The 19,980-nt window shown below is 63.9% G+C and carries 18 protein-coding genes; 8 read left to right on the top strand and 10 right to left on the bottom strand.

The window, feature by feature from the left end; genetic code table 11:
* Positions 1-48: 48 nt before the first annotated feature.
* On the bottom strand, positions 49-954 hold the full coding sequence (locus tag HU763_RS19620) for a LysR family transcriptional regulator (protein ID WP_186685240.1): 906 nt from the start codon (positions 952-954) through the stop codon (positions 49-51).
* 103 nt (positions 955-1,057) lie between these two features.
* Between HU763_RS19620 and HU763_RS19615 the strand changes: the two genes are divergently transcribed.
* Together HU763_RS19615 and HU763_RS19610 are read left to right on the top strand one after the other, a co-directional pair.
* Positions 1,058-1,933 carry an MBL fold metallo-hydrolase gene (locus tag HU763_RS19615; protein ID WP_186685238.1) on the top strand — a complete coding sequence of 292 codons (876 nt, stop codon included), beginning with the start codon at positions 1,058-1,060 and terminating at the stop codon, positions 1,931-1,933.
* A 25-nt stretch (positions 1,934-1,958) separates the two neighbouring features.
* Positions 1,959-2,570: an NAD(P)-dependent oxidoreductase gene (locus HU763_RS19610; RefSeq protein ID WP_186685236.1), complete on the top strand. Its 612-nt coding sequence runs from the start codon at positions 1,959-1,961 to the stop codon at positions 2,568-2,570.
* 95 nt (positions 2,571-2,665) lie between these two features.
* Here the strand turns inward: HU763_RS19610 and HU763_RS19605 are convergent, their stop codons facing one another.
* Complete coding sequence (locus HU763_RS19605) at positions 2,666-3,541, bottom strand: LysR substrate-binding domain-containing protein (RefSeq protein WP_186685235.1); 876 nt, start codon at positions 3,539-3,541, stop codon at positions 2,666-2,668.
* Between the two features lie 114 nt (positions 3,542-3,655).
* On the opposite strand from HU763_RS19605, the gene HU763_RS19600 reads away from it, so the two are divergent.
* Positions 3,656-5,293, top strand: coding sequence for a 5-guanidino-2-oxopentanoate decarboxylase (locus HU763_RS19600; protein ID WP_186685234.1), 1,638 nt, complete (start codon positions 3,656-3,658; stop codon positions 5,291-5,293).
* A 45-nt stretch (positions 5,294-5,338) separates the two neighbouring features.
* Here the strand turns inward: HU763_RS19600 and HU763_RS19595 are convergent, their stop codons facing one another.
* The gene (locus tag HU763_RS19595) at positions 5,339-6,259 is read right to left on the bottom strand and encodes an AraC family transcriptional regulator (RefSeq protein ID WP_170032184.1); all 921 of its coding nucleotides are present in this window, start codon (positions 6,257-6,259) and stop codon (positions 5,339-5,341) included.
* 202 nt (positions 6,260-6,461) lie between these two features.
* Here HU763_RS19595 and HU763_RS19590 point away from each other — a divergent pair, with 202 nt between their 5' ends.
* Both HU763_RS19590 and HU763_RS19585 read left to right on the top strand, forming a co-directional pair.
* Positions 6,462-6,755: a putative quinol monooxygenase gene (locus HU763_RS19590; RefSeq protein WP_186685233.1), complete on the top strand. Its 294-nt coding sequence runs from the start codon at positions 6,462-6,464 to the stop codon at positions 6,753-6,755.
* Positions 6,756-6,856: 101 nt separating this feature from the next.
* A complete protein-coding gene (locus HU763_RS19585; protein ID WP_186685232.1) occupies positions 6,857-7,090 on the top strand; it encodes a hypothetical protein in 234 nt (77 codons plus the stop codon).
* Here the strand turns inward: HU763_RS19585 and HU763_RS19580 are convergent, their stop codons facing one another.
* Complete coding sequence (locus HU763_RS19580; protein WP_186685231.1) at positions 7,091-7,696, bottom strand: flavin reductase family protein; 606 nt, start codon at positions 7,694-7,696, stop codon at positions 7,091-7,093.
* Between the two features lie 119 nt (positions 7,697-7,815).
* Positions 7,816-8,220 carry a heme utilization protein gene (locus tag HU763_RS19575; protein WP_186685229.1) on the bottom strand — a complete coding sequence of 135 codons (405 nt, stop codon included), beginning with the start codon at positions 8,218-8,220 and terminating at the stop codon, positions 7,816-7,818.
* 343 nt (positions 8,221-8,563) lie between these two features.
* Between HU763_RS19575 and HU763_RS19570 the strand changes: the two genes are divergently transcribed.
* Positions 8,564-9,316, top strand: a complete 753-nt coding sequence (locus tag HU763_RS19570) for a COG4705 family protein (RefSeq protein WP_186685227.1) — start codon at positions 8,564-8,566, stop codon at positions 9,314-9,316.
* Positions 9,317-9,409: 93 nt separating this feature from the next.
* On the opposite strand, the gene HU763_RS19565 is transcribed toward HU763_RS19570, so the two are convergent.
* The 4 genes from HU763_RS19565 to bglX form a co-directional block, all read right to left on the bottom strand.
* On the bottom strand, positions 9,410-10,729 hold the full coding sequence (locus HU763_RS19565; protein WP_170032166.1) for an MFS transporter: 1,320 nt from the start codon (positions 10,727-10,729) through the stop codon (positions 9,410-9,412).
* A 277-nt stretch (positions 10,730-11,006) separates the two neighbouring features.
* Positions 11,007-12,341, bottom strand: coding sequence for a sigma-54-dependent transcriptional regulator (locus tag HU763_RS19560; RefSeq protein ID WP_186685225.1), 1,335 nt, complete (start codon positions 12,339-12,341; stop codon positions 11,007-11,009).
* Positions 12,335-14,092, bottom strand: a complete 1,758-nt coding sequence (locus HU763_RS19555; RefSeq protein ID WP_186685223.1) for an ATP-binding protein — start codon at positions 14,090-14,092, stop codon at positions 12,335-12,337. The genes HU763_RS19560 and HU763_RS19555 overlap by 7 nt, the downstream gene beginning before the upstream one ends.
* Positions 14,093-14,237: 145 nt before the next feature.
* Positions 14,238-16,529: a beta-glucosidase BglX gene (gene bglX, locus HU763_RS19550; RefSeq protein ID WP_186685222.1), complete on the bottom strand. Its 2,292-nt coding sequence runs from the start codon at positions 16,527-16,529 to the stop codon at positions 14,238-14,240.
* 187 nt (positions 16,530-16,716) lie between these two features.
* On the opposite strand from bglX, the gene HU763_RS19545 reads away from it, so the two are divergent.
* Together HU763_RS19545 and HU763_RS19540 are read left to right on the top strand one after the other, a co-directional pair.
* Positions 16,717-17,334 carry a TPM domain-containing protein gene (locus tag HU763_RS19545; protein ID WP_186685221.1) on the top strand — a complete coding sequence of 206 codons (618 nt, stop codon included), beginning with the start codon at positions 16,717-16,719 and terminating at the stop codon, positions 17,332-17,334.
* A 186-nt stretch (positions 17,335-17,520) separates the two neighbouring features.
* Positions 17,521-18,744: a class I SAM-dependent methyltransferase gene (locus HU763_RS19540; RefSeq protein WP_186685220.1), complete on the top strand. Its 1,224-nt coding sequence runs from the start codon at positions 17,521-17,523 to the stop codon at positions 18,742-18,744.
* Positions 18,745-18,748: 4 nt separating this feature from the next.
* Here HU763_RS19540 and HU763_RS19535 read toward each other — a convergent pair whose 3' ends face one another.
* Positions 18,749-19,633, bottom strand: a complete 885-nt coding sequence (locus tag HU763_RS19535) for a response regulator transcription factor (protein WP_186685219.1) — start codon at positions 19,631-19,633, stop codon at positions 18,749-18,751.
* Positions 19,634-19,980: the final 347 nt, after the last annotated feature.

Raw genomic sequence — 19,980 nt, 5'->3', positions numbered from 1 at the left:
GACCGCTTTGCGGTCCTTTCGCGACACAAGGCCGCTCCTACACCGGCGTCACAGGTCCCTGTCCCACTCCGGTTCGTCGCTGAACCGCTGCACCAGGAAGTCCAGCATGCTGCGCAAGGTCGCCGGCATGTGCTTGCGCGAAGTGTACACCGCATTCAGGTTCAGCTCGCGCGGCTTTGCCTCGGGCAGCAGGCGCACCAGCTCGCCTCGGCGCAGGGCCTCGGCGGCCTGATAGGTCGGCAGCATGGCGATGCCGGCGCCGGCCAGCGCCGCCTTTTGCAGGGTCATCGCCTCGTTGGCGCTGATATTCCCCGCCACGGGCACGCCGACCTGCTGCCCTGCCACCTCGAAATGCCACAAGCTGTGGCCGAAATAGGCATGAGTGAGGCAGTTATGCCGGCTCAGGTCCTCGACCCGTTTTGGCGTGCCGTGTTCGCGCAGGTAGGCCGGTGCCGCGCAGACTGCCGAGCGGCACACGCTCAGGCGCCGGGCGATCAGGTTGGGGTCCAGGTCGTTGCTGGTGCGGATCGCCAGGTCGATGCGTTCGTCCACCAGGTTGACCGTGCGATCGAGCATTTGCAGCTCCACCTTCACTCCCGGGTAGCGCCGAACGTAGGCAGCGACCGCATCCACCAGCTGGGCCTGGCCGAATGAGGTGCTTACGCTGATGCGCAGCGCGCCTCTGGGGGCGTCATCCGGTTGCTGCACCGCGGCTTGCAGGTCGCCAGCCAGTTCCAGCAGTTGTCGGCAACGGGGCAGGGTTTCCTGGCCGGCGGCAGTGAGGCTGAGCCTGCGCGTGGTGCGCTGCATCAACCGCGCGCCAACCCAGTCTTCCAGCTCTGCCAGGTAACGCGACACCACTGGCCGGGAAAGCTGCAGATGATCCGCCGCCGCTGACTGGCTGCCGAGGTCGACGACGGTGACGAAAACACGCATGGCGTTGAGGCGGTCCATGATCTGCCCGATTTCAGAAACAAACTATGTGCGAGGATCGCATTTTTTGGCATGGATCGGGCAACTAAGCTGTTGGGCATTGTTCACCTGACGAGCGTTCCCAATGCCTCTTTCCACCACCTTGCGTGGCCTGCTACTGGCCTGCATTACCCTGGCCGGCCCGGCGCTGGCTGCCGAGCCCTTGCAGCTGGATGTCTACAACCCAGGCCATGCAGCGATCTTCCCGGTCAGTTCGGTGATCATCAGCGGCGAACATGACGCCGTGCTGGTCGATGCCCAGTTCGGCAAGGCCCAGGCCGAGCAGCTGGTGCAGCGTTTGCGGGCTGGCGGCAAGCACCTGACCAGCATCTACATCAGCCATGGTGACCCGGACTACTACTTTGGCCTGGATACCCTGACCCGGGCCTTCCCCGACGCCAAGGTACTGGCTTCGGCCGCCACGGTTGCCCATATCCGCCAGACCATGGCGGCCAAGCTGGCCTACTGGGGGCCGCAGATGGGCGCGGACAAGCCGGTGCGGCTGGTGCTGCCGCAGGTGCTTGACGGCAACCGGCTGATGCTGGAGGGCCAGGCCCTCGAGGTGGTTGGCCTGGACGGCCCGCAGCCCGATCGCAGTTTCGTATGGATCCCGTCGATCAAGGCGGTGGTCGGTGGCGTGGTGGTGTCCGAGCACATCCATGTATGGATGGCCGATACCGCATCGGCCAAGTCGCAGGCTGACTGGCTCGCCACCCTGGCGCATATCGAAGCGCTGGCGCCGCGCACGGTCATCCCCGGGCACTACCTGGGGGACAGCAGCCGGTCGCTGCAGGCCGTGCAGTTCACGGCGAACTACATTCGTGATTTCGATACCGAGACCGCCAAGGCGAAAGATGCCGGGGCGTTGATCAAGGCGATGAAGCAACGGTACCCAGGCCTGGCCGATGAGAGCTCGCTGGTGTTGGGGGCCAAGGTCGCCAAGGGTGAGATGAAGTGGTAGTTCCTTACTGGATGGAGAGTATCCCATGAAGATCGCGATTATTGGTGCCACTGGCCGTGCTGGCAGCCAGTTGCTGGAAGAAGCCCTGCGCCGTGGCCACACTGTGCTGGCCATCGCCCGTGACCCTTCGCGCTTGCAGGGGCGTGACGGGGTGACCGTCAAGGCGCTTGACGTCAAGGACAGCGCTGCCTTGCAAGCGGCGGTAGCTGGTGTGGATGCAGTATTGAGCGCGGCGCACTTCGCAACCATCGAGCCGCACGCCATCATCGAGCCAGTCAAGCGGGCCGGGGTCAGGCGCCTGCTGGTGGTGGGCGGGGCCGGCAGCCTGTTGCTGCCCTCGGGGCACCGGGTGATCGACAGCCCGGACTTCCCCGAGGCGTACAAGGCCGAGGCGGCGGCCGGGGCGCATTTTCTGCAGGTGTTGCAACGGGAGCCGAACCTCGACTGGACCTTCCTGTCGCCATCGGCGGAATTCGTCGAGGGTGAGCGCAGCGGGCATTACACGCAGGGCAAGGACCACCTGCTGATTGGCGCGGACGGCAGGAGCTGGATCAGCTTTGCCGATTACGCGATTGCCATGCTCGACGAGCTGGAAAAGCCGCAACATTCGCGACAGCGGTTCACAGTCGGCTACTGAGTGGCCCCGTTCGCGGGTAGACCCGCCCTCACAGGTACACACAGGTCTTGAAACCTGCCCAGTCCCATAGGAGCGGTTTACCCGCTAAAGGGCCATCACAGGCCGGCCTGGCCCTCCAGCCAATTCAGCAACTCCACCAACCCCGGTGGCAAGCTCTTGGCCTGGCTCACCAGGTAATACCCCTTGCCGGTCATCACCTTGAGCGCAAACGGCATGCACAGCCGCCCCCCGCGCAAGTCATCGCCGATCAGCGACCAGTCACCGATGGCCACACCAGTCCCCTGCGCGGCCATGGCCATCGCCATGTCCAGGGTCTCGAAATGCTGTTTTGGCCCCTGACTGGCCAGCGTCACCCCGGCCGCCTGCAACCACAGGCACCAGTCATGCTCATCCCGCGACGGGTGCAGCAGCATGTGCCGGGCCAGGTCTTCAACCTGCTGCAGCGGCAGCGGCCCGTGGCGCAGCGAGGGCGCACAGACCGGCGTCAGCTGCTCGTCGAACAGCTTGCGCACACGCAGCCCATGGTTCGGTGCATCGCCATAGACCACCGCCGCATCGAAGCCCTCGCGGCGCAAGTCCACCCCATGCTGTACCGTGGTGGTCAGTTCTACCGGCACATCCGGGCGTAGCGCCTGCCATTCCATCAGGCGCGGTAGCAGCCAGCGCATCACGCAGGTTGGCGCCTTGAGCTGCAAGGTGGCGCTGCGCCCACCCACCTCCCGCACCCCTTGTTCGATCAGCGCGAATACCTGTTGCACCCGTGGCAGCCAGTCCTGGCCCTCGCGCGTCAGGCTCAGCCCGCGCGCCTGGCGCTGGAACAGGGCATAACCCAGGTGCTCCTCGAGAGCTGCAATCTGCCGGCTGACGGCTCCTTGGGTAATGTGCAAGTGCTGCCCGGCGCGGGTGAAATTGCAGTGCTGGGCGGTGACCAGAAAGGTATGCAGCGCAGGCAGCGGCGGAAGGCGTTTCATTGTGCTCAGCCATGATCTCAGGACATGGCTAGTATGCGTTTTTTTGCATTGTGGGGGTAGCCGTGGCTTCGGTCCAATAACGCCATAACTCAACAAGATTGACGGTGGACCCCAATGGCAACCTGCGGCGAAGTTTTGGTCAAACTCCTTGAAGGCTATGGCGTGGACCATGTCTTCGGCATCCCTGGCGTACATACCGTGGAGCTGTACCGCGGCCTGGCGGGGTCGTCCATCCGCCATATCACCCCGCGCCATGAACAGGGTGCCGGGTTCATGGCTGACGGCTATGCGCGCACCCGTGGCAAGCCCGGGGTGTGCTTCATCATCACCGGCCCGGGCATGACCAACATCACCACCGCCATGGGCCAGGCCTATGCCGACTCGATTCCGATGCTGGTCATTTCCAGCGTGCAGTCCCGCAACCAATTGGGCGGTGGCCGCGGCAAGCTGCACGAGCTGCCGAACCAGGCGGCGCTGGTGGCGGGGGTAGCGGCGTTTTCCCACACCTTGATGAGTGCCGACGACCTGCCACAGGTGCTGGCGCGGGCCTTCGCCGTGTTCGACGGGGCCCGGCCGCGGCCGGTGCATATCGAGATCCCGCTCGATGTGCTGGTCGAGCCGGCCGAGCACTTGCTGCCCGGGCGTGCGGTGCGTGGCAGCCGGGCAGGGGCAGCGCCGCAGGCGGTGGCACAGATGGCCGAGCGCCTGGCCAATGCACGGCGGCCACTGATCCTCGCCGGGGGCGGCGCGCTGGCTGCGGGTGCTGCGCTGGCGCGCCTGGCCGAACACTTGCAGGCCCCGGTGGCACTGACCATCAATGCCAAGGGCTTGCTGCCGTCCTGCCACCCGCTGCAGATCGGCTCGACCCAGTCACTGCCAGCCACGCGGGCACTGGTGGCCGAGGCTGACGTGGTGTTGGCTATTGGCACCGAGCTGGCCGAAACCGATTATGACGTGACCTTCAAGGGTGGCTTCGCGATCCCGGGCAGCCTGCTGCGCATCGACATCGACCCGGACCAGACCGTGCGTAACTACCTGCCTGAGCTGGCGCTGGTGGCTGATGCCGAACTGGCGGCCGAGGCGTTGCTCGGCGCCTTGCAGGCGCAACCGCAGCCCGTGCGCGAAAGCACCTGGGGGGCTGCCCGCGTGGCCAACCTGCGCCAGGCGCTAGCGGCCGGTTGGGACCAGCCAACCTTGAGCCAGACGCGTCTGTTGCAAGCGATCCTCGAGTGTTTGCCGAATGCCGTTCTGGTGGGCGATTCGACCCAACCGGTCTACACCGGCAACCTGACCCTGGACATGGACCAGCCACGCCGCTGGTTCAATGCTTCGACCGGCTACGGCACCTTGGGTTATGCCTTGCCGGCGGCCATGGGCGCCTGGTTGGGCAGCGCCGAGCAGCTTGGCGAGCGTGCGCCTGCGGTGTGCCTGATCGGGGATGGTGGTTTGCAGTTCACCTTGCCGGAGCTGGCCAGTGCAGTGGAGGCGCAGGTGCCGCTGATCGTGCTGCTGTGGAATAACCAGGGGTACGAGGAGATCAAGAAGTACATGGTCAACCGTGCCATCGAGCCGGTCGGGGTGGATATCCATACCCCGGATTTCCTTGGCGTGGCGCGGGCACTGGGGGCCGCGGCGGAACATGTGGCCGATGTGGCACAGCTGCAGGCGGCGCTGATGCTGGCGGTGGAGCGCAACGGGCCGACCCTGATCCAGGTCGACCAGAACCAGTGGCAAGCGGCTGTGTTGGGTTGAGCAAGCATTGTTGCCTGTACCGGCCTCTTAGCGGTAACACCGCACTCAGCCGGCCGTGGCTCGCAATCGCGCCACATCGCGAATCGGTGGCGCACCATACAGCCGGCTGTATTCCCGGCTGAATTGCGACGGGCTTTCGTAGCCGACCCGATAGGCTGCCACCGCCGCCTCGAGCCCGTCGTTCAGCATCAACCGCCGCGCCTCCTGCAAGCGCAGCTGCTTCTGGTACTGCAACGGGCTCATCGAGGTCACGGCCTTGAATCGGTGGTGCAAGGTCGAGGTACTGAGGTTGACCACCCGTGCCAGGTCCTCGATGCGCAACGGCAACTGGTAGTTCTGGTTGAGCCAGGTGATGGCCTGGCAAACCCGGTGGGTCTGGCTGTTGGCCAGGGCGATTTCATACAACCGGTAGCCCTGCGGGCCTCGCAACAGGCGATAGAGAATCTCTCGGCGAAACAGCGGCGCCAGCATGGCGATGTCGCGCGGCGTGTCCAGCAGGCGAATCAGCCGCAGCAGGGCGTCGAGCAAGGCAGCGTCGGTTCGTTCCACGTACAGGCCACGCCCCGAGGGCCGGTTGGGCACCAGCATCGGCCCGCTTTCGGCAATCAGCTGGCTGATCTCGGCCGGGTCCAGGTCCAGGCGCAGGCCCAGGCTGGGGTGCTCGGGGCTGGCATCGAGCCGCACGCCGCTCAGTGGCAAGGTCACTGAAACCACCATGTAGTGCAGCGGGTCGTAGGCGTACTGTTCATCGCCGAGGAACAGGCTCTTGCTGCCTTGGGCGAGGATGCACAGGGCGGGTTGCGCCAGGGTCGGCACCGAGCGGACATTCTCGGTATAGCGCACCAGGTACAGGTCATCGATGGCCGAGGCCGGGCCATAGGGCTCACCGGCGTGGCGGCTGATCAGCTCGGCCAGCTCCTGGCGTTGCAGTTCCAGGGTGGGGTCGATGGACGTGGCGATGGTCATGATGGCTTTCCTCTGCTGACCGACGCAGCATAGGTTTGGGCAATGGCCGGCGCTAGTCGAAAGCTGCACGCCGATTGCCTGATCCTGCCGCGCTGCAGGATCAGGCAATCGCCAGGCAGTATTGGCCTAACGCGTCGCGTGGGGCAGCGCCTAACCTTGGCAGCCTGGCTTTTCCGTCCGCCTGCTTCAAGGAGATTGTGCAATGACCCCGACACGACCGGTCACCCACCTTGCTTTCATCCGTGCCAGCAGCGGGCGCTCGGCAGAACTGGGCGCACGCCTGCGTGACCTGCTCGAACCCTCGCTGCGGGCACCGGGTTGCCTGAGTTTCACCGTCCAGCGGTCGCAGGCCGATACCGACCTGTGGCTGCTCAGTGGGAGCTGGCAGGACCAGCAGGCAATGAGCGGGTACTTTGCTTCGCCGACGCTGGAGGTGTTTGGTGAGCTGGTACAGGCTCAGGTAGTCAGCAGCCTTGACCTGCATACCTTTGAATGAGGTGTCGCTTGTAGTGGCCCTATTGCCGGCTTGCCGGCGATGGGGCCGTACAAGCGAATAAGGTAGAATGCCGGCCCTCGATAAACCAGTCGGATAGCAACATGGCACGTAGAGAATTCCCGCATTTCGAAGCGGTTTCGGCGATGGTCCCGGTGGAAGGCGGCGGTTACAACGCTGCCATTGCCGTCAAGGCCCTGGGCATAGGCGGCGCGCCGCGCTTTCACAAGGTGCTCGACGGCCAGGTGTTCAAGGGTGCCGTGGCCGCCGACGAAGCGGCCACGGCCGAGCTGCAACGCCTGCAGGGCGTCAGCGATGAAGGCGAACTGATCTGGTGATCAGGCCGGTGGCCGGGCCATCTTGAACAGGTTGCCCAGTTCGAAATAGTCCGCCGGGCCACCGCCACGCAGGATCGGTTCGGCGGCAGCGGTATCGTAGATGCCGTTGTTCAACAGGTGCTCGGCAATGTGCACCGCCACCACTTCACCGAGGATCAGCCAGCTGGGCACCAGTTCCTGGTCGGCCCGCTTGAGCTGGACGATCTGGCTGACCTTGCACTCGAAGGCCACCGGCGTTTCGCCGACCCGAGGCACGCTGACGATGCGCGACTGCGTGGCGGTGAGGCCGCTCAATTCGAATTCGTTGACCTCGGCGGCAACCGGCGCACAGCTCTGGTTCATTTGCGCGGCCAACGGGCGGGTGGCCAGGTTCCAGACGAATTCGCCGGTCTGCTCGATGTTGTTCAGGCTGTCTTTGCGCCCGACGCTGCAGAAACCGATGATCGGTGGAATGTAGTTGAAGGCGTTGAAAAAGCTGTAGGGCGCCAGGTTCAGGCGGCCTTCGCGGTCCTGTGAAGAGATCCAGCCGATAGGGCGGGGGCCGACGATGGCGTTGAATGGGTCGTGGGGCAGGCCGTGGCCTTTGGCAGGTTCGTAGTAGTACATCGGTGCTGGGCTTGCAGGCCCTACCTCCTGGTGGACAAGACGCCTAGTGTGCCAAGCCTGTGTCCGCCTGCAAATGATCAAGCCCGGCCAAAGCCGGGCTGGTAGCGCGCATCAGTAGATCAGCTGATGCGGTGGGCGTCGGTGCGGTCGAAACCATCTTCAGCGAAGCGCTGGCCACCGGTGCGGTCGAAACCATCTTCAGCGAAGCGCTGGCCACCGGTGCGGTCGAAGCCGTCTTCGGCGAAGCGCTGGCCACCGGTGCGGTCGTAGCCATCTTCGGCGAAGCGCTGGCTACCGGTGCGGTCGAAGCCATCTTCGGCGAAGCGCTGGCCACCGGTACGGTCGTAGCCGTCTTCGGCGAAGCGTTGGCTGCCAGTGCGGTCGAAACCATCTTCAGCGTAGGTAGCGGCTTGGCTCTGTACCGCTGTGAAGGTGTTGGCCTTGGTGCGGCTGTAGCCATCTTCAGCGAAAGCACCAGCAGCGAAAACCGAGAGGGCCAGGGTCAGGATCAGTTTGTTTTTCATGGTCGTTGCTCCAGTGGGTTTGAAGGTTGTTTGTCTCTATGTGTTTGATACTACGCCGATTAATTAGATTAAAAAGCGCAAAAAATAGCGCTTAAGAATCTATTTTTTCGATGTATTTGTATGCGTCTATCGCTGATCCCTGGCGTGGTGCTGCCCGAGATCCCCTGTTTCACACACGCAATCGATTACCAGCCATTGCAGCTTGGAGGGGAGGAATTAATAGGGTGTTAAGAATGAAAAATAAGTCATGAATGACCGATGAACGCATTTTTCATTTATCACCAACCTATTTTTCAGACGCTGCTCAGCACCATCGCCGCATTTCATAAGGAGCGGCACAATAATGAACAAACTTCCGCAAATTACCTTGGCCTTCTGGGTCATGAAGATCTGCGCTACCACGCTTGGGGAAACTGCGGGTGACTTGCTGTCGATGACGCTGAACATCGGCTATGCACTCAGCTCGCTGCTGCTGATCAGCGTGTTCATGCTGACTTTGCTCGGCCAGCTTTACTCGCGCCGCTACCACCCGATGCTGTACTGGTTGGTGATCCTCTCCACCAGTACCGCCGGTACCACCATGTCCGACTTCATGGACCGCACCCTGGGCCTGGGCTATGCCGCGGGTTCGGCCCTGCTCATCGGCATTTTGCTACTGACCTTCCTGGCCTGGCGCCTGAGTGGCAACCCGCTGGATGTCACGCGCATCAAGAACCGTGCGGGCGAGCTGTTCTACTGGGTGGCAATACTGTTTTCCAACACCCTGGGCACTGCCTTGGGCGATTACCTGGCAGACGACTCGGGGTTAGGCTTTGCCGGCGGCGCTTTGCTGATTGGCTGCACTATCGCCCTGGTGGTGGTGGCCCGCTACTGGACGCGCATCCCCGGTGTGCTGCTGTTCTGGGTGGCGTTCGTGCTCACTCGTCCGTTCGGTGCAACGCTCGGTGATTTCCTCACCAAATCGCCTGCAAAGGGCGGCCTCGGCTTCGGCACAGTCGGTTCTTCGGCGGTGTTGGGCGGGGTGTTGCTGATACTGGTGCTGATGGCCACCTGGTACCAGCGCCGTGAACCGCGTCCGGCATTGGAGATGTCCTGACCGGTTGGGGGCTAGAGCTGCGTATTGAATGACCCAATGAAAAGGGCGCCCCGAAAACGGTGCGCCCTTGTTCATTTCGGTACCCTCACACGGTTACTCGGTAGTAATCCGCGAGTGCTGCTTGGTGTCCTTCATGGTTGCGTATACCAGCAGCGAGCAGGCGATGCAGGCGGTGACATACCAGTAGAAGCCGCTTTCCATGCCAATGCTCTTGAACCACAGGGCCACGTACTCGGCAGTGCCGCCGAAGATCGACACGGTCAGGGCGTACGGCAGGCCCACGCCCAGGGCGCGGATTTCGGTGGGGAACAGCTCGGCCTTGACTACGGCGTTGATCGAGGTGTAGCCGCTGACGATGATCAGCGCGGCCATGATCAGGAAGAACGCGCCCCACCAGGTCTGGATGGTGTGCAGGGTGCTGAGGATCGGTACGGTGAACAGGGTACCGAGTACCCCGAAGGCGATCAGGATCGGACGACGGCCGATCTTGTCGGACAGGCCACCGATTACCGGCTGCAGGCACATGAACAGGAACAGCGTGGCGGCCGAGATGGTGGTCGAGTCGCTGATGCTCATGCCCACGGTGTTGACCAGGTACTTCTGCATGTAGGTGGTGTAGGTGTAGAACGCCAGGGTGCCGCCCATGGTCAGGCCGACCACGGTCAGCAGTTCCTTGGGATGACGCAGCAGGGTGCGCATCAGGCTTTCCTTGGCCTTTTCCTTCTTGGTGAAGGAGGCGGTTTCTTCCATGCCGCGACGCAGGTACAGGGCCACCACGGCGCACAGCGCACCAATCACGAAGGGTACGCGCCAGCCCCAGGCATACAGCTGCTCGGTGGTCAGGGTCTGTTGCAGGACGATCAGTACCGCCAGGGCAATCAGCTGGCCGGAGATCAGCGTCACATACTGGAAGCTGGAGAAGAAGCCACGGCGGTCCTTGCTGGCCATTTCGCTGAGGTAGGTGGCCGAGGTGCCGTATTCACCGCCCACCGACAGGCCCTGCATCAGGCGGGCGATGACCAGCAGGATCGGCGCGGCAACGCCGATGGTTTCGTAGCCCGGGGTCAGGGCGATGACCAGGGAGCCGGCGCACATCAGCAGCACCGAGGCCATCAGCGCGGCCTTGCGGCCTTTGCGGTCGGCGTACAGGCCCATCAGCCAGCCACCGATCGGGCGCATGAGGAAGCCCACGGCGAAGATCGCGGCGGTGTTGAGCAGTTGTGCGGTGGAGTCGCCGGCCGGGAAGAAGGCTTTGGCGAAGTACAGCGAGAATGCTGCGTAGACGTACCAGTCGTACCATTCGACCATGTTGCCGATGGACCCGCTGAAGATCGACTTCAGGCGGCTGGCGGTGGTTTTTTCCGCGGCGGGCGCAGTGGCCGCCCCGGCGGGCAGGGTGGTGGCGTTATCCATCAGGGATACCTTCTCGTTGTTTTTGTGGAGCGCGCCGAGGCGCAGCTTGCACAGGCAATTGCAGAAGGTGTGCCAAACAGGTGCGCCATGTTCCAGATGGGGGCGCCTGGCGCCCTTCGCGGGCACGCCCGCTCCCACAGGGACTGCGTCACGCTTGAGGGCGCGTATTTTCTCTATGGAAGCGGGCGTGCCCGCGAAGGGCTGCGACACAGCCCCCAGAAACCTCCCGGTGAGCGGTTTTTTGCTTACTCACTGCGCCTGATAGGCGGATTTCCGCTCATTCCCGCCCGACAAAGTCCTCGCGGACCAACCCGTGCCGCTGCATTTTCTCGTTAAGCGTGCGCCGAGGCAGTTGCAAGGCTTCCATCACCGCCTTGATTTCGCCCCCATGCTGGCGCAGCGCCGCCCGCAGGCATTGCGCCTCGAACGCCTCCATCTGCCCGCTCAGTGACTGCCCGGCGGGTGCCTCCTCGAGGTCTGGCGAGCCCAGCCCCAGGGCGTGGCGTTCCGCCGCGTTGGCCAGTTCGCGCACGTTGCCCGGCCAATCATGCACCAGCAGCTGTGCCAGTTGGCTTCCCGACAGGGGCAGTGCCGCACGGCCGATCCTTTCTGCGGCCGCGCGGGCAAAGTGCTCGAACAGCAGCGGAATATCCTCACGCCGTTCACGCAACGGCGCCAGGCGCAGCTCGGCCACGTTCAAGCGATAGGCGAGGTCTTCACGAAAACGCCCGGCGCGGGCTTCTTCGAGCAGGTCGGGCTTGGTCGCGGCAATGATGCGCAGGTCGACGGCAATGCTCTGGTTGGCCCCCAGCCGCTCCAGCTTCTGCTCCTGGATCACCCGCAACAGTTTGGCCTGCTGCGCCAGTGGCATGCTCTCGATTTCGTCGAGGAACACCGTGCCACCGTTGGCATATTCCAGCTTGCCGATGCGTTTGCCCTGGGCGCCGGTGAAGGCGCCGCTCTCATGGCCGAACAGCTCGGCCTCGAACAGCGATTCGGGGATCGCCGCGCAGTTGAGGGCGACGAACGGTTTGCCCGCGCGCGGGCCAAAATCGTGCAGGCAGCGGGCTACACGTTCCTTGCCGCTGCCGGTTTCGCCACGGATCAGCACATTCACCGGCAGGCTGGCCAGGTCCAGCACTTGCCGACGCAGCTGTTGCAGGCCCTGGGACATCCCAAGCAGCGTACCTTCCAGGCGAGACTTGAGGTCGGCCTGCTGGTGCAGCTTGCGGTTTTCCAGCACCAGTTGGCGCTTCTCCAGGGCCCGGCGCAGGCTGCCCAGCAGGTGCTGCGGGGTAAAGGGTTTTTCCAGGAAATCGTAGGCGCCGCTGCGCATGGCTTCCACTGCCATAGGCACGTCGCCATGCCCGGTCAGGAGGATCACCGGCAGGTCGGGGTCGTCCGTTTGCAGACGTTCGAGCAGTTGCAGGCCATCCATGCCAGGCATGCGCACGTCGCTGATGATTACCCCGGGAAAATGCCGGGGCAGGTGTGCCAGGCATTCTTCGGCGCGGGCGAACAGCTGCACGCTGAAGCCGGACAGGCTCAGCCATTGCTCGACCGCAGTACGGATACTGGCTTCATCATCGACAACGATCACCGAATTCAACATACAGGCTCCAGGTCACGGGGCAGGGTAAGGCTGAGGCGTGCGCCGCCGGGCAGGTTTTCGGCCTGCAGCTGGCCACCGGCTTCATGCACGATGCCATAGGAAATGGCCAGGCCCAGCCCCAGGCCTTCGCCGACCGGCTTGGTGGTGAAGAACGGGTCGAACACCTTGGCCAGGTTGGCCTGGTCAATGCCGCCCCCCGAATCCAGCACGCTCAGGCGCCATAGCTGGCCGTCGGGTTCGATGCGGATCTCCAGGCGTTTGTAGCGCTTGTCGGCCATGGCGTCGAGCGCATTGCGCAGCAGGTTGATCAGCACCTGCTCCAGGCGAATGGCATCACCGCGTACCCAGGCCGGGCGTGCCAGGTACAGCGCCACTTCCACCGCTTCGCTGCGTATGCGCGCTTCCAGCAGGTGCAGGGCCTGGTCTACCACCGTGGCCAGGTCGAGGCGCTCGCGCAGGCCGACCGGGCTGTTGCGGGCGAAGGTTTTCAGGTGGCCGGTGAGCGCGGCCATGCGCGTGAGCATCTGCTCCAATGGCTCCAAGGCCTGGCGCGCTTCGTCGTAGCGGCCCTGATCAAGCAGCAGGCGCAGGGTTTCCAGTTGCATGCGCTGGGTGGTCAGCGGCTGGTTGATCTCGTGGGCCATGGCCGCCGACATCTGCCCCAGCGCGGCCAGCTTGGCCGACTGTACCAGGCCCTCCTGGGCCGTGCGCAGTTCGCGGGTGCGTTCTTCGACCTGGCGCTTGAGCTCTTCGCGGCTGCGCTGGCGCAAGCGGGCCAGGCGCAGGCGCTGGCTGAGGAACAGCGCGGCGAACACCAGGCTCAGCCACACGGCAGCGGCGGCCAGGGCCGCATTACGGCCGTCGGCCACGACCTGCGGCTTGCGCAGCAGGTGCAAGGTCCAGGCTTCACTGCCCAGCGGCAGGCTTTCCCACAGGTATTCGCCAGTGCCGGCCGGGCCGTGCACACGGCTGAGCGTGCTGTTTTCGGCAAAGCGGGTCAGCACCTCGTGCTGTAGCGGCACCAGCGGGTGCTTGTCGTATTGACGGGTTTCCGCCAGTTCGGCGCGGTCGGCGCCACTGAGCGGTTGCAGCTCGCGGTAGCGCCAGCCGTCCTGGTTGGCGATGAAGGTGATGCCGCGGGCGTCGCTGACCAGCAGGATGTCGCTGCCCTGGCGCCACTCGCGTTCCAGTTCGGGAAACTCCAGTTTCACCACCATCGCGCCGAGAAACTGGCCGTGCTCGTCGTTCACGGCACTGGCGAGGAAATAGCCTGGTACCCCGCTGGTTACCCCGACGGCATAGAAGCGGCCACTGCCTTGGCTGCGCGCCTGCTTGAAATAGGGCCGGAAGCCATAGTTGGAGCCCACGTAGCTGCTGGGCAGGCGCCAGTTGCTGGCGGCAATGGCCAGGCCGTTGCGGTCGAGCAGCTCGAGGGTCGAGGAATTGGCTGCGCCGTTGATGCGCTCGAGCTTGCGGTTCAGGGCATTTTGCAGCGCTTCGCTGACCGGGCCCTGCAGGGCGGCGATCAGCTCCGGGTCCAGCGCCAGCACGGCGGGCAGGGCGCGGTAACGGTCAATCAGGGTGTGCAGCGTATTGGCGTACAAGCCCAGCTGCTGGCTGGCGCGCCGCGCATCGTCTGCCATGGCCTGGCGCTTGGCCTGGTGCATGGCCCAGCCGGCGCTGAGGGCGGTGCCCAGCACGATCAGCAGGGTGATCAGCCCCAGACGCAGGGCGCGAAAGGAAAACGGCATGGGAGGCGGATCCGGTTGATTGGGACATCGGGGCCGGCTTCTTCGCGGGTGAAGCCGCTCCCACTGGAGCTGCACAGCCTGTCAGTTTGCAGTGAACCCGTGGGAGCGTTTTACCCGCTGGAAGGCCGGCACAGGCAGCCTTCAGTTACAGCAGTTCAAAACTCTGCTGCTGTACCGCCTGGGAGTCCAGGCCCACCTGGACATTGAACTCGCCCGGTTCGGCCAGCCGCTGCAGCTGGCCATTGTAGAACTTCAGGTCTTCCTCGCTGATGCGGAAGCTCAAGGTGCGCGACTCACCCGGCTTGAGCATGAGTTTCTGGAAGTTCTTCAGCTCCTTGACCGGCCGGCTCATCGACGCCGACACATCCTGCAGGTACAGCTGCACCACGGTCTCGCCGGCCACCTTGCCGGTGTTCTTCACCGTCACCTGGGCCTGCAGCGTGTCGCCACGCTTGAGGTCCTTGCTCGACAGCTTCAGGCCCGACAGCTCGAAGCTGCTGTAGCTCAGGCCGTAACCGAACGGATACAGCGGGCCGTTGGGTTCCTCGAAGTACTGCGAGGTGTAGTTGCCTGGTTTGCCCGGGGTGAAGGGGCGACCGATGCGGGTGTGGTTGTAGTACATCGGGATCTGCCCGACCGAGCGCGGGAAGGTGATGGCCAGCTTGCCGGACGGGTTGTAGTCGCCGAACAGCACGTCGGCGATCGCATTGCCACCTTCGGTACCGGCGAACCAGGTTTCGAGAATGGCATCGGCTTGCTCGCGCTCCCAGCTGATCGACAGCGGGCGGCCGTTCATCAGCACCAGCACCAGCGGTTTGCCGGTAGCTTTCAGGGCCTTGATCAGCTCACGCTGGCTGGCCGGGATTTCCAGGGTAGTGCGGCTCGACGACTCGTGGGACATACCGCGGGATTCGCCGACCACTGCCACCACCACGTCGGACTGCTTCGCCGCCCTCACCGCCTCGTCGATCAGCACCGCAGGCGGGCGCGGGTCGTCGACGATCTCGGGGGCATCGAAGTTGAGGAAGTTCAGGTAATCGAACATCGCCTTGTTGCCGGTGACGTTGGAACCCTTGGCGTAAACCAGCTTGGCCTTGCCCTCGACGGCGCGGCGCAGGCCTTCGCGCACGGTCACCGAGTGCATCGGTTTGCCGTCGGCTGCCCAACTGCCCATCATGTCGATCGGCGCATCGGCCAATGGGCCGACCAAGGCAATGGTGCCGGCCTTTTTCAGCGGCAGGGTCTGGTTGTGGTTTTCCAGCAATACCAGGCTGCGCCGCGCCACGTCACGCGCGGCTTCGCGGTGCAGGCGGTCGTTGCCGTAATAGTCCTTGAGGTCGGTTTCGGCCTTGCCGATGCGCACGTATGGGTCCTTGAACAGACCCATGTCGTACTTGGCGCCCAGCACTTCGCGCACTGCCTGATCCAGCTCGCGCTGGGTCACTTCGCCGGTCTTCAGCAAGCCTGGCAGCTCTTCGCCGTACAGGGTGTCGTTCATGCTCATGTCGATGCCGGCCTTGATCGCCAGCTTGGCGGCTTCGCGACCGTCGCGGGCGACGCCGTGGCGGATCAGCTCCTGGATGGCGCCGTGGTCGCTGATGGTGACACCCTTGAAGCCCCACTCCTTGCGCAGCAGGTCATTCATCAGCCAGGTGTTGGAGGTGGCCGGCACGCCGTTGATCGAGTTCAGCGCCACCATCACCCCGCCGGCACCGGCGTCCAGCGCGGCGCGGTAGGGCGGCAGGTAATCGTTGTACATCTTCGGCAGGCTCATATCGACCGTGTTGTAGTCGCGCCCGCCTTCCACCGCGCCGTACAGGGCGAAGTGCTTGACGATGGCCATGATGCTGTCGGGGTTGGCCGGGCTGCTGCCCTGGAACGAGCGGACCATCACCTGGCCGATCTTCGAGGTCAGGTAGGTGTCTTCGCCAAAGCCTTCACTGGTGCGGCCCCAGCGCGGGTCGCGGGCGATGTCGACCATCGGTGCGAAGGTCATGTCCAGGGCGTCGGCCGCCGCTTCGATGGCGGCAGTACGACCGACCTTGGCCACGGCGTCCATGTCCCAGGTCGCGGCCATGCCCAGGCCGATCGGGAAAATCGTGCGTTCGCCATGCACGGTGTCGTAGGCGAAGAACATCGGGATCTTCAGCCGGCTGCGCATCGCCGCGTCCTGCATCGGGCGGTTCTCGGGCGCGGTGCGCGAGTTGAAGGTACCACCGATGCGGCCGGCGGCAATTTCCTCGCGGATCTTGTCCTTGGGCATCTCCGGGCCGATGCTGATCAGGCGCAGCTGGCCGATTTTCTCGGCTTCGGTCATCTGGCTGATCAGATGGTCGATGAACGCCTGCTTGTCCTGCAGGGGCGGAGCGGAGGGGGCGGCGAGGGCCGCCTGGCTGGCCAGGCCCATGGCCAGGCCCAGCAAAGACAGTTTCATCATCAATTCCATTTTTGGGGCCTCTGCCGTATCGACGGTGATACGCGCGCGGCCGAAGTTTTCAGGCGGCTATTGTTGTACGATTTGCGGGCTTTTCTTCCTGCGGCGGATTATGCCTGAATCTGTCGCCAGCGGACGAAGCCCCGAATGCCGGGAAAACAACTATAAGAACGCTAAAGAGACCGACGGCATGACCCCCCTCGACGAATACCACCAGCGCCAGGTTGCCGAAGCCATTGCCCGCGCCGAACGGCGCACCGATGCCGAGCTGGTCACGGTGCTGGCCCGGCGTGCCGACGACTACGCCTACTGGCCGTTGTTCTGCGCTGCGCTGCTGGCACTGCTGGTGCCGGGCCTGTTGCATTGGCTGCTGGGCTGGCCCGGTGGGCGCGGCTTGCTGGTGGCCAATGTGTTGTTGTTTGTCGGCTTGTGCCTGCTGCTGCGCCAGCCGCGCCTGGCCGCCTGGCTGATCCCGCGAGCGCTGCGCCGCTGGCGCGCGTCGCGCCTGGCCCGGCAGCAGTTTCGCGAACAGAACCTGCAGCGTACGGCTGGCGCCACCGGGGTGCTGATCTTCGTCTGCGAGGCGGAGCGGCATGTCGAGATCCTGGTCGACCGCGGTATCGAGCACTGCCTGGATGCCAGGGCCCGCGCGGTCATCGTCGCCCGGCTTGCCGAGCAGGTGCGCCAGGGTCGGACCTTGCAGGGCTTTGTCGAGTGCATCGAGGCATGCGGCGAGCTGCTCAGCGAACATGTGCCGCCTACCCATGCGCGTAACGAGTTGCCCAACCGCCTGGTGATCCTCGACTGATTGGCAGTCTGCCGGCCGACCGCGTCTTCACCGTGGGGGCGGGCGCGCCGCGAAGCCGGCAACGCGGTGCATGGCAGCGGCTCTGCCGCTATTCGCGGGCAAGCCCGCTCCCACAGGATCGGCGCCCCCCTGTAGAATGCGCAGATTGCGCCCTGCGCTTCCCGCTATCCGAGGCACCGCTTTCCTATGTCCGCCCGTTCTTCCGCCCCCGCCGCGCCGGATGCCCGCGCCCAGTTTCTCGACCTGCTGAACACCGCCCTGCAGGGCAATACCTTGGTCAAGCTGGTGCTGGCGCGGCATGTCGGTGCCGACCAGACCTTGCAACGGATCATTGCCAAGCCGCTGCAGGTCAAGGGCCAGGCGTGCCTGTCGCTGGTCTATCGCCACCAGACCCGCGACATCACCCGTAACCTGGCGCTGGAGCAGGCCCAGGCACTGGTTGCCGAACTGTTGCCGGGCAGCTTCCGCAACGCCCACTTGTTCGACGCCGACGGCGAAGTGCAGCTGACCTTCAGCAAGAAGGGCAAGCCCATGCTGCAGCGCCACGGCGCCCAGGCACCGCGCGAGGCGGCCGACAGCAGCGGCCATGATCGTGAGAAAAAACGCTACCTGGAGCTGTCGCGACCGTTCCTGCGCGATCTGGGCGTGACCGATGCGCAAGGCGCGCTGATCCCGTCGATGTCGCGCAAGTGGAAGCAGATCAACAAGTTCATCGAGGTGTTCGACCACGCCCTGGCCGGCGCCCCGGTAACGGCGCAGCAGGCGTTGCGGGTGGCCGATTTCGGTTCGGGCAAGGGCTACCTGACCTTCGCCATGCACGATTACCTGCGCAACAGCCTGGGCCGCGATGCCGAGGTTACCGGCGTCGAACTGCGCCAGGACATGGTCGACCTGTGCAACGCCGCGGCCTCGCGCCTGGCACACCCGGGCCTGGTGTTCCAGTGTGGCGATGTACGCAGCGTGGTGCCGGCGGCCATCGAAGTGATGATCGCCCTGCATGCCTGCGACATTGCCACCGACTACGCCATCCACACCGGCATCCGCTGCAACGCCGCGATCATCATGTGCTCGCCGTGCTGCCACAAGCAGATCCGCCCGCAGCTGCACAGCCCGGGGTTGTTGCAACCGATGCTGCAATACGGCCTGCACCTGGGCCAGCAGGCCGAAATGCTCACCGACAGCCTGCGCGCGCTGTACCTGGAAGCCTGCGGTTACGAGACCAAGGTGTTCGAGTTCATCTCGCTGGAGCACACCAACAAGAACAAGATGATTCTTGCGGTGAAACGGCGGCAGGTGGGAGACAACACGGCATTGCTGGAAAAGATCGCGCAGCTCAAGGCGTTCTATGGGGTGCAGGAGCATTGCCTGGAGACATTGTTGCGGGCGGACGGTTTGCTGCCCGGGGCATGATCCATCAGCGGTTCTTGTGAAACGCCGCACTGGTTGGCAACGCATTTTCCAGCACGCGCGCCAGTGCGCTCTTCAACGGATCGGCTTCGCTGGCCACGCCGCCGAGCTGGCTGGCCTGTCGATACTCGCTGGGGGTGCAGTTGGTGAACTGCTTGAAGGCGCGGGCGAAGTAGGACGGGTCCTTGAAGCCGGCCTCATAGCCGATGCTGGTGATGGGCATCTGGCTGTTGGCAAGCAGGTCCATGGCCAGGTTCATGCGCTTGCTCAGGATGTATTCGACAAAACCAAGCCCGTTGACCTCCTTGAACAGGCGACTGAAGCGAGCCGTGGTCATGCCGCAGCGCTGGGCGAGGTCCTTCTGGTCGATGCATTCGCGAAAATGCTGGTCGATGTAGGGCATGACCTTGCCAAGCGCCTTGTGCTTGTGGTGTTCATTGGTCAGGCGAATGCTGTCTGGCAGCGACGGCAGATGGTCGATCTGCTGCGCATTGTCCTGACGGTTGGCGACACGACGGACCTCGCAAAGCTGTTTCAGTACATCGAGGTAACGACTCATCTCGCTGCTGGTCAGCGGCAAGACCAGGTACTCCCAGACACGTGAGCGCATGGCCCAAACCGCCAGCTCTTCGGAATGCTGTACGGTGAACATGGTGATCGGGATGGAGGGGGAGTTGCGCTTCACTTCCAGCAGCAGGTTGAGGTTGAGCGTGTCGGGGCGATCGAAATGCATGCAGATCATGTCTGCCTGCTGGCGCTCGGCAGCCGTGACCGATTTTGCCAGCTTGCAATCGCAGACATGGCTGAATTGCGCCATCAATGCTTCGGTGGAACGATCGCGGGTCAGATCGAACCACAGCAACAGCGGCTTTCTGCCCAAGTTAGACATCATGCTTAACCTGCTCCTGGCGGGTTTCCCTACGTGCTGAAGTATCGACAATAGACGATTGGCCTGCCGAATGATTGGTTATCAGGCTAGTTCAATTTTTTTATTTGAGTTCTATGTCTTCGCTAAAGCACTGATTCCAGACACTCTCGGCTGGATACCTGGTGGTTGAACCGGGTGACCGCCTATCGGCATTGAACAAGATTGCCGATGCATGTCCGGAATCAGCAGCAACTGCATGTGAAAACGCGTCTCGTGTAGAGTTGCCCCCACTTGTTTTCAAGTGTTCAGGTGATGGCAAAAAGCCGCAAAAAAGTCCTAGCGATTCGCAAAAAACTCCTAACGACTGGAGC

It is taken from the genome of Pseudomonas anuradhapurensis (assembly GCF_014269225.2).
GTDB classification, from domain to species: Bacteria; Pseudomonadota; Gammaproteobacteria; order Pseudomonadales; family Pseudomonadaceae; genus Aquipseudomonas; species Aquipseudomonas anuradhapurensis.
Note: the sequence above shows the minus strand (reverse complement) of the source record. Positions and strands in the feature narration are given on the sequence as shown.

Bases quoted from the DNA above. Each gene is read 5' to 3' on its own strand.
- HU763_RS19620 (WP_186685240.1), bottom strand. From the start codon at position 954: ATGGACCGCCTCAACGCCATGCGTGTTTTCGTCACCGTCGTCGACCTC.
- HU763_RS19615 (WP_186685238.1), top strand. From the start codon at position 1,058: ATGCCTCTTTCCACCACCTTGCGTGGCCTGCTACTGGCCTGCATTACC.
- HU763_RS19610 (WP_186685236.1), top strand. From the start codon at position 1,959: ATGAAGATCGCGATTATTGGTGCCACTGGCCGTGCTGGCAGCCAGTTG.
- HU763_RS19605 (WP_186685235.1), bottom strand. From the start codon at position 3,541: ATGAAACGCCTTCCGCCGCTGCCTGCGCTGCATACCTTTCTGGTCACC.
- HU763_RS19600 (WP_186685234.1), top strand. From the start codon at position 3,656: ATGGCAACCTGCGGCGAAGTTTTGGTCAAACTCCTTGAAGGCTATGGC.
- HU763_RS19595 (WP_170032184.1), bottom strand. From the start codon at position 6,259: ATGACCATCGCCACGTCCATCGACCCCACCCTGGAACTGCAACGCCAG.
- HU763_RS19590 (WP_186685233.1), top strand. From the start codon at position 6,462: ATGACCCCGACACGACCGGTCACCCACCTTGCTTTCATCCGTGCCAGC.
- HU763_RS19585 (WP_186685232.1), top strand. From the start codon at position 6,857: ATGGCACGTAGAGAATTCCCGCATTTCGAAGCGGTTTCGGCGATGGTC.
- HU763_RS19580 (WP_186685231.1), bottom strand. From the start codon at position 7,696: ATGTACTACTACGAACCTGCCAAAGGCCACGGCCTGCCCCACGACCCA.
- HU763_RS19575 (WP_186685229.1), bottom strand. From the start codon at position 8,220: ATGAAAAACAAACTGATCCTGACCCTGGCCCTCTCGGTTTTCGCTGCT.
- HU763_RS19570 (WP_186685227.1), top strand. From the start codon at position 8,564: ATGAACAAACTTCCGCAAATTACCTTGGCCTTCTGGGTCATGAAGATC.
- HU763_RS19565 (WP_170032166.1), bottom strand. From the start codon at position 10,729: ATGGATAACGCCACCACCCTGCCCGCCGGGGCGGCCACTGCGCCCGCC.
- HU763_RS19560 (WP_186685225.1), bottom strand. From the start codon at position 12,341: ATGTTGAATTCGGTGATCGTTGTCGATGATGAAGCCAGTATCCGTACT.
- HU763_RS19555 (WP_186685223.1), bottom strand. From the start codon at position 14,092: ATGCCGTTTTCCTTTCGCGCCCTGCGTCTGGGGCTGATCACCCTGCTG.
- bglX (WP_186685222.1), bottom strand. From the start codon at position 16,529: ATGATGAAACTGTCTTTGCTGGGCCTGGCCATGGGCCTGGCCAGCCAG.
- HU763_RS19545 (WP_186685221.1), top strand. From the start codon at position 16,717: ATGACCCCCCTCGACGAATACCACCAGCGCCAGGTTGCCGAAGCCATT.
- HU763_RS19540 (WP_186685220.1), top strand. From the start codon at position 17,521: ATGTCCGCCCGTTCTTCCGCCCCCGCCGCGCCGGATGCCCGCGCCCAG.
- HU763_RS19535 (WP_186685219.1), bottom strand. From the start codon at position 19,633: ATGATGTCTAACTTGGGCAGAAAGCCGCTGTTGCTGTGGTTCGATCTG.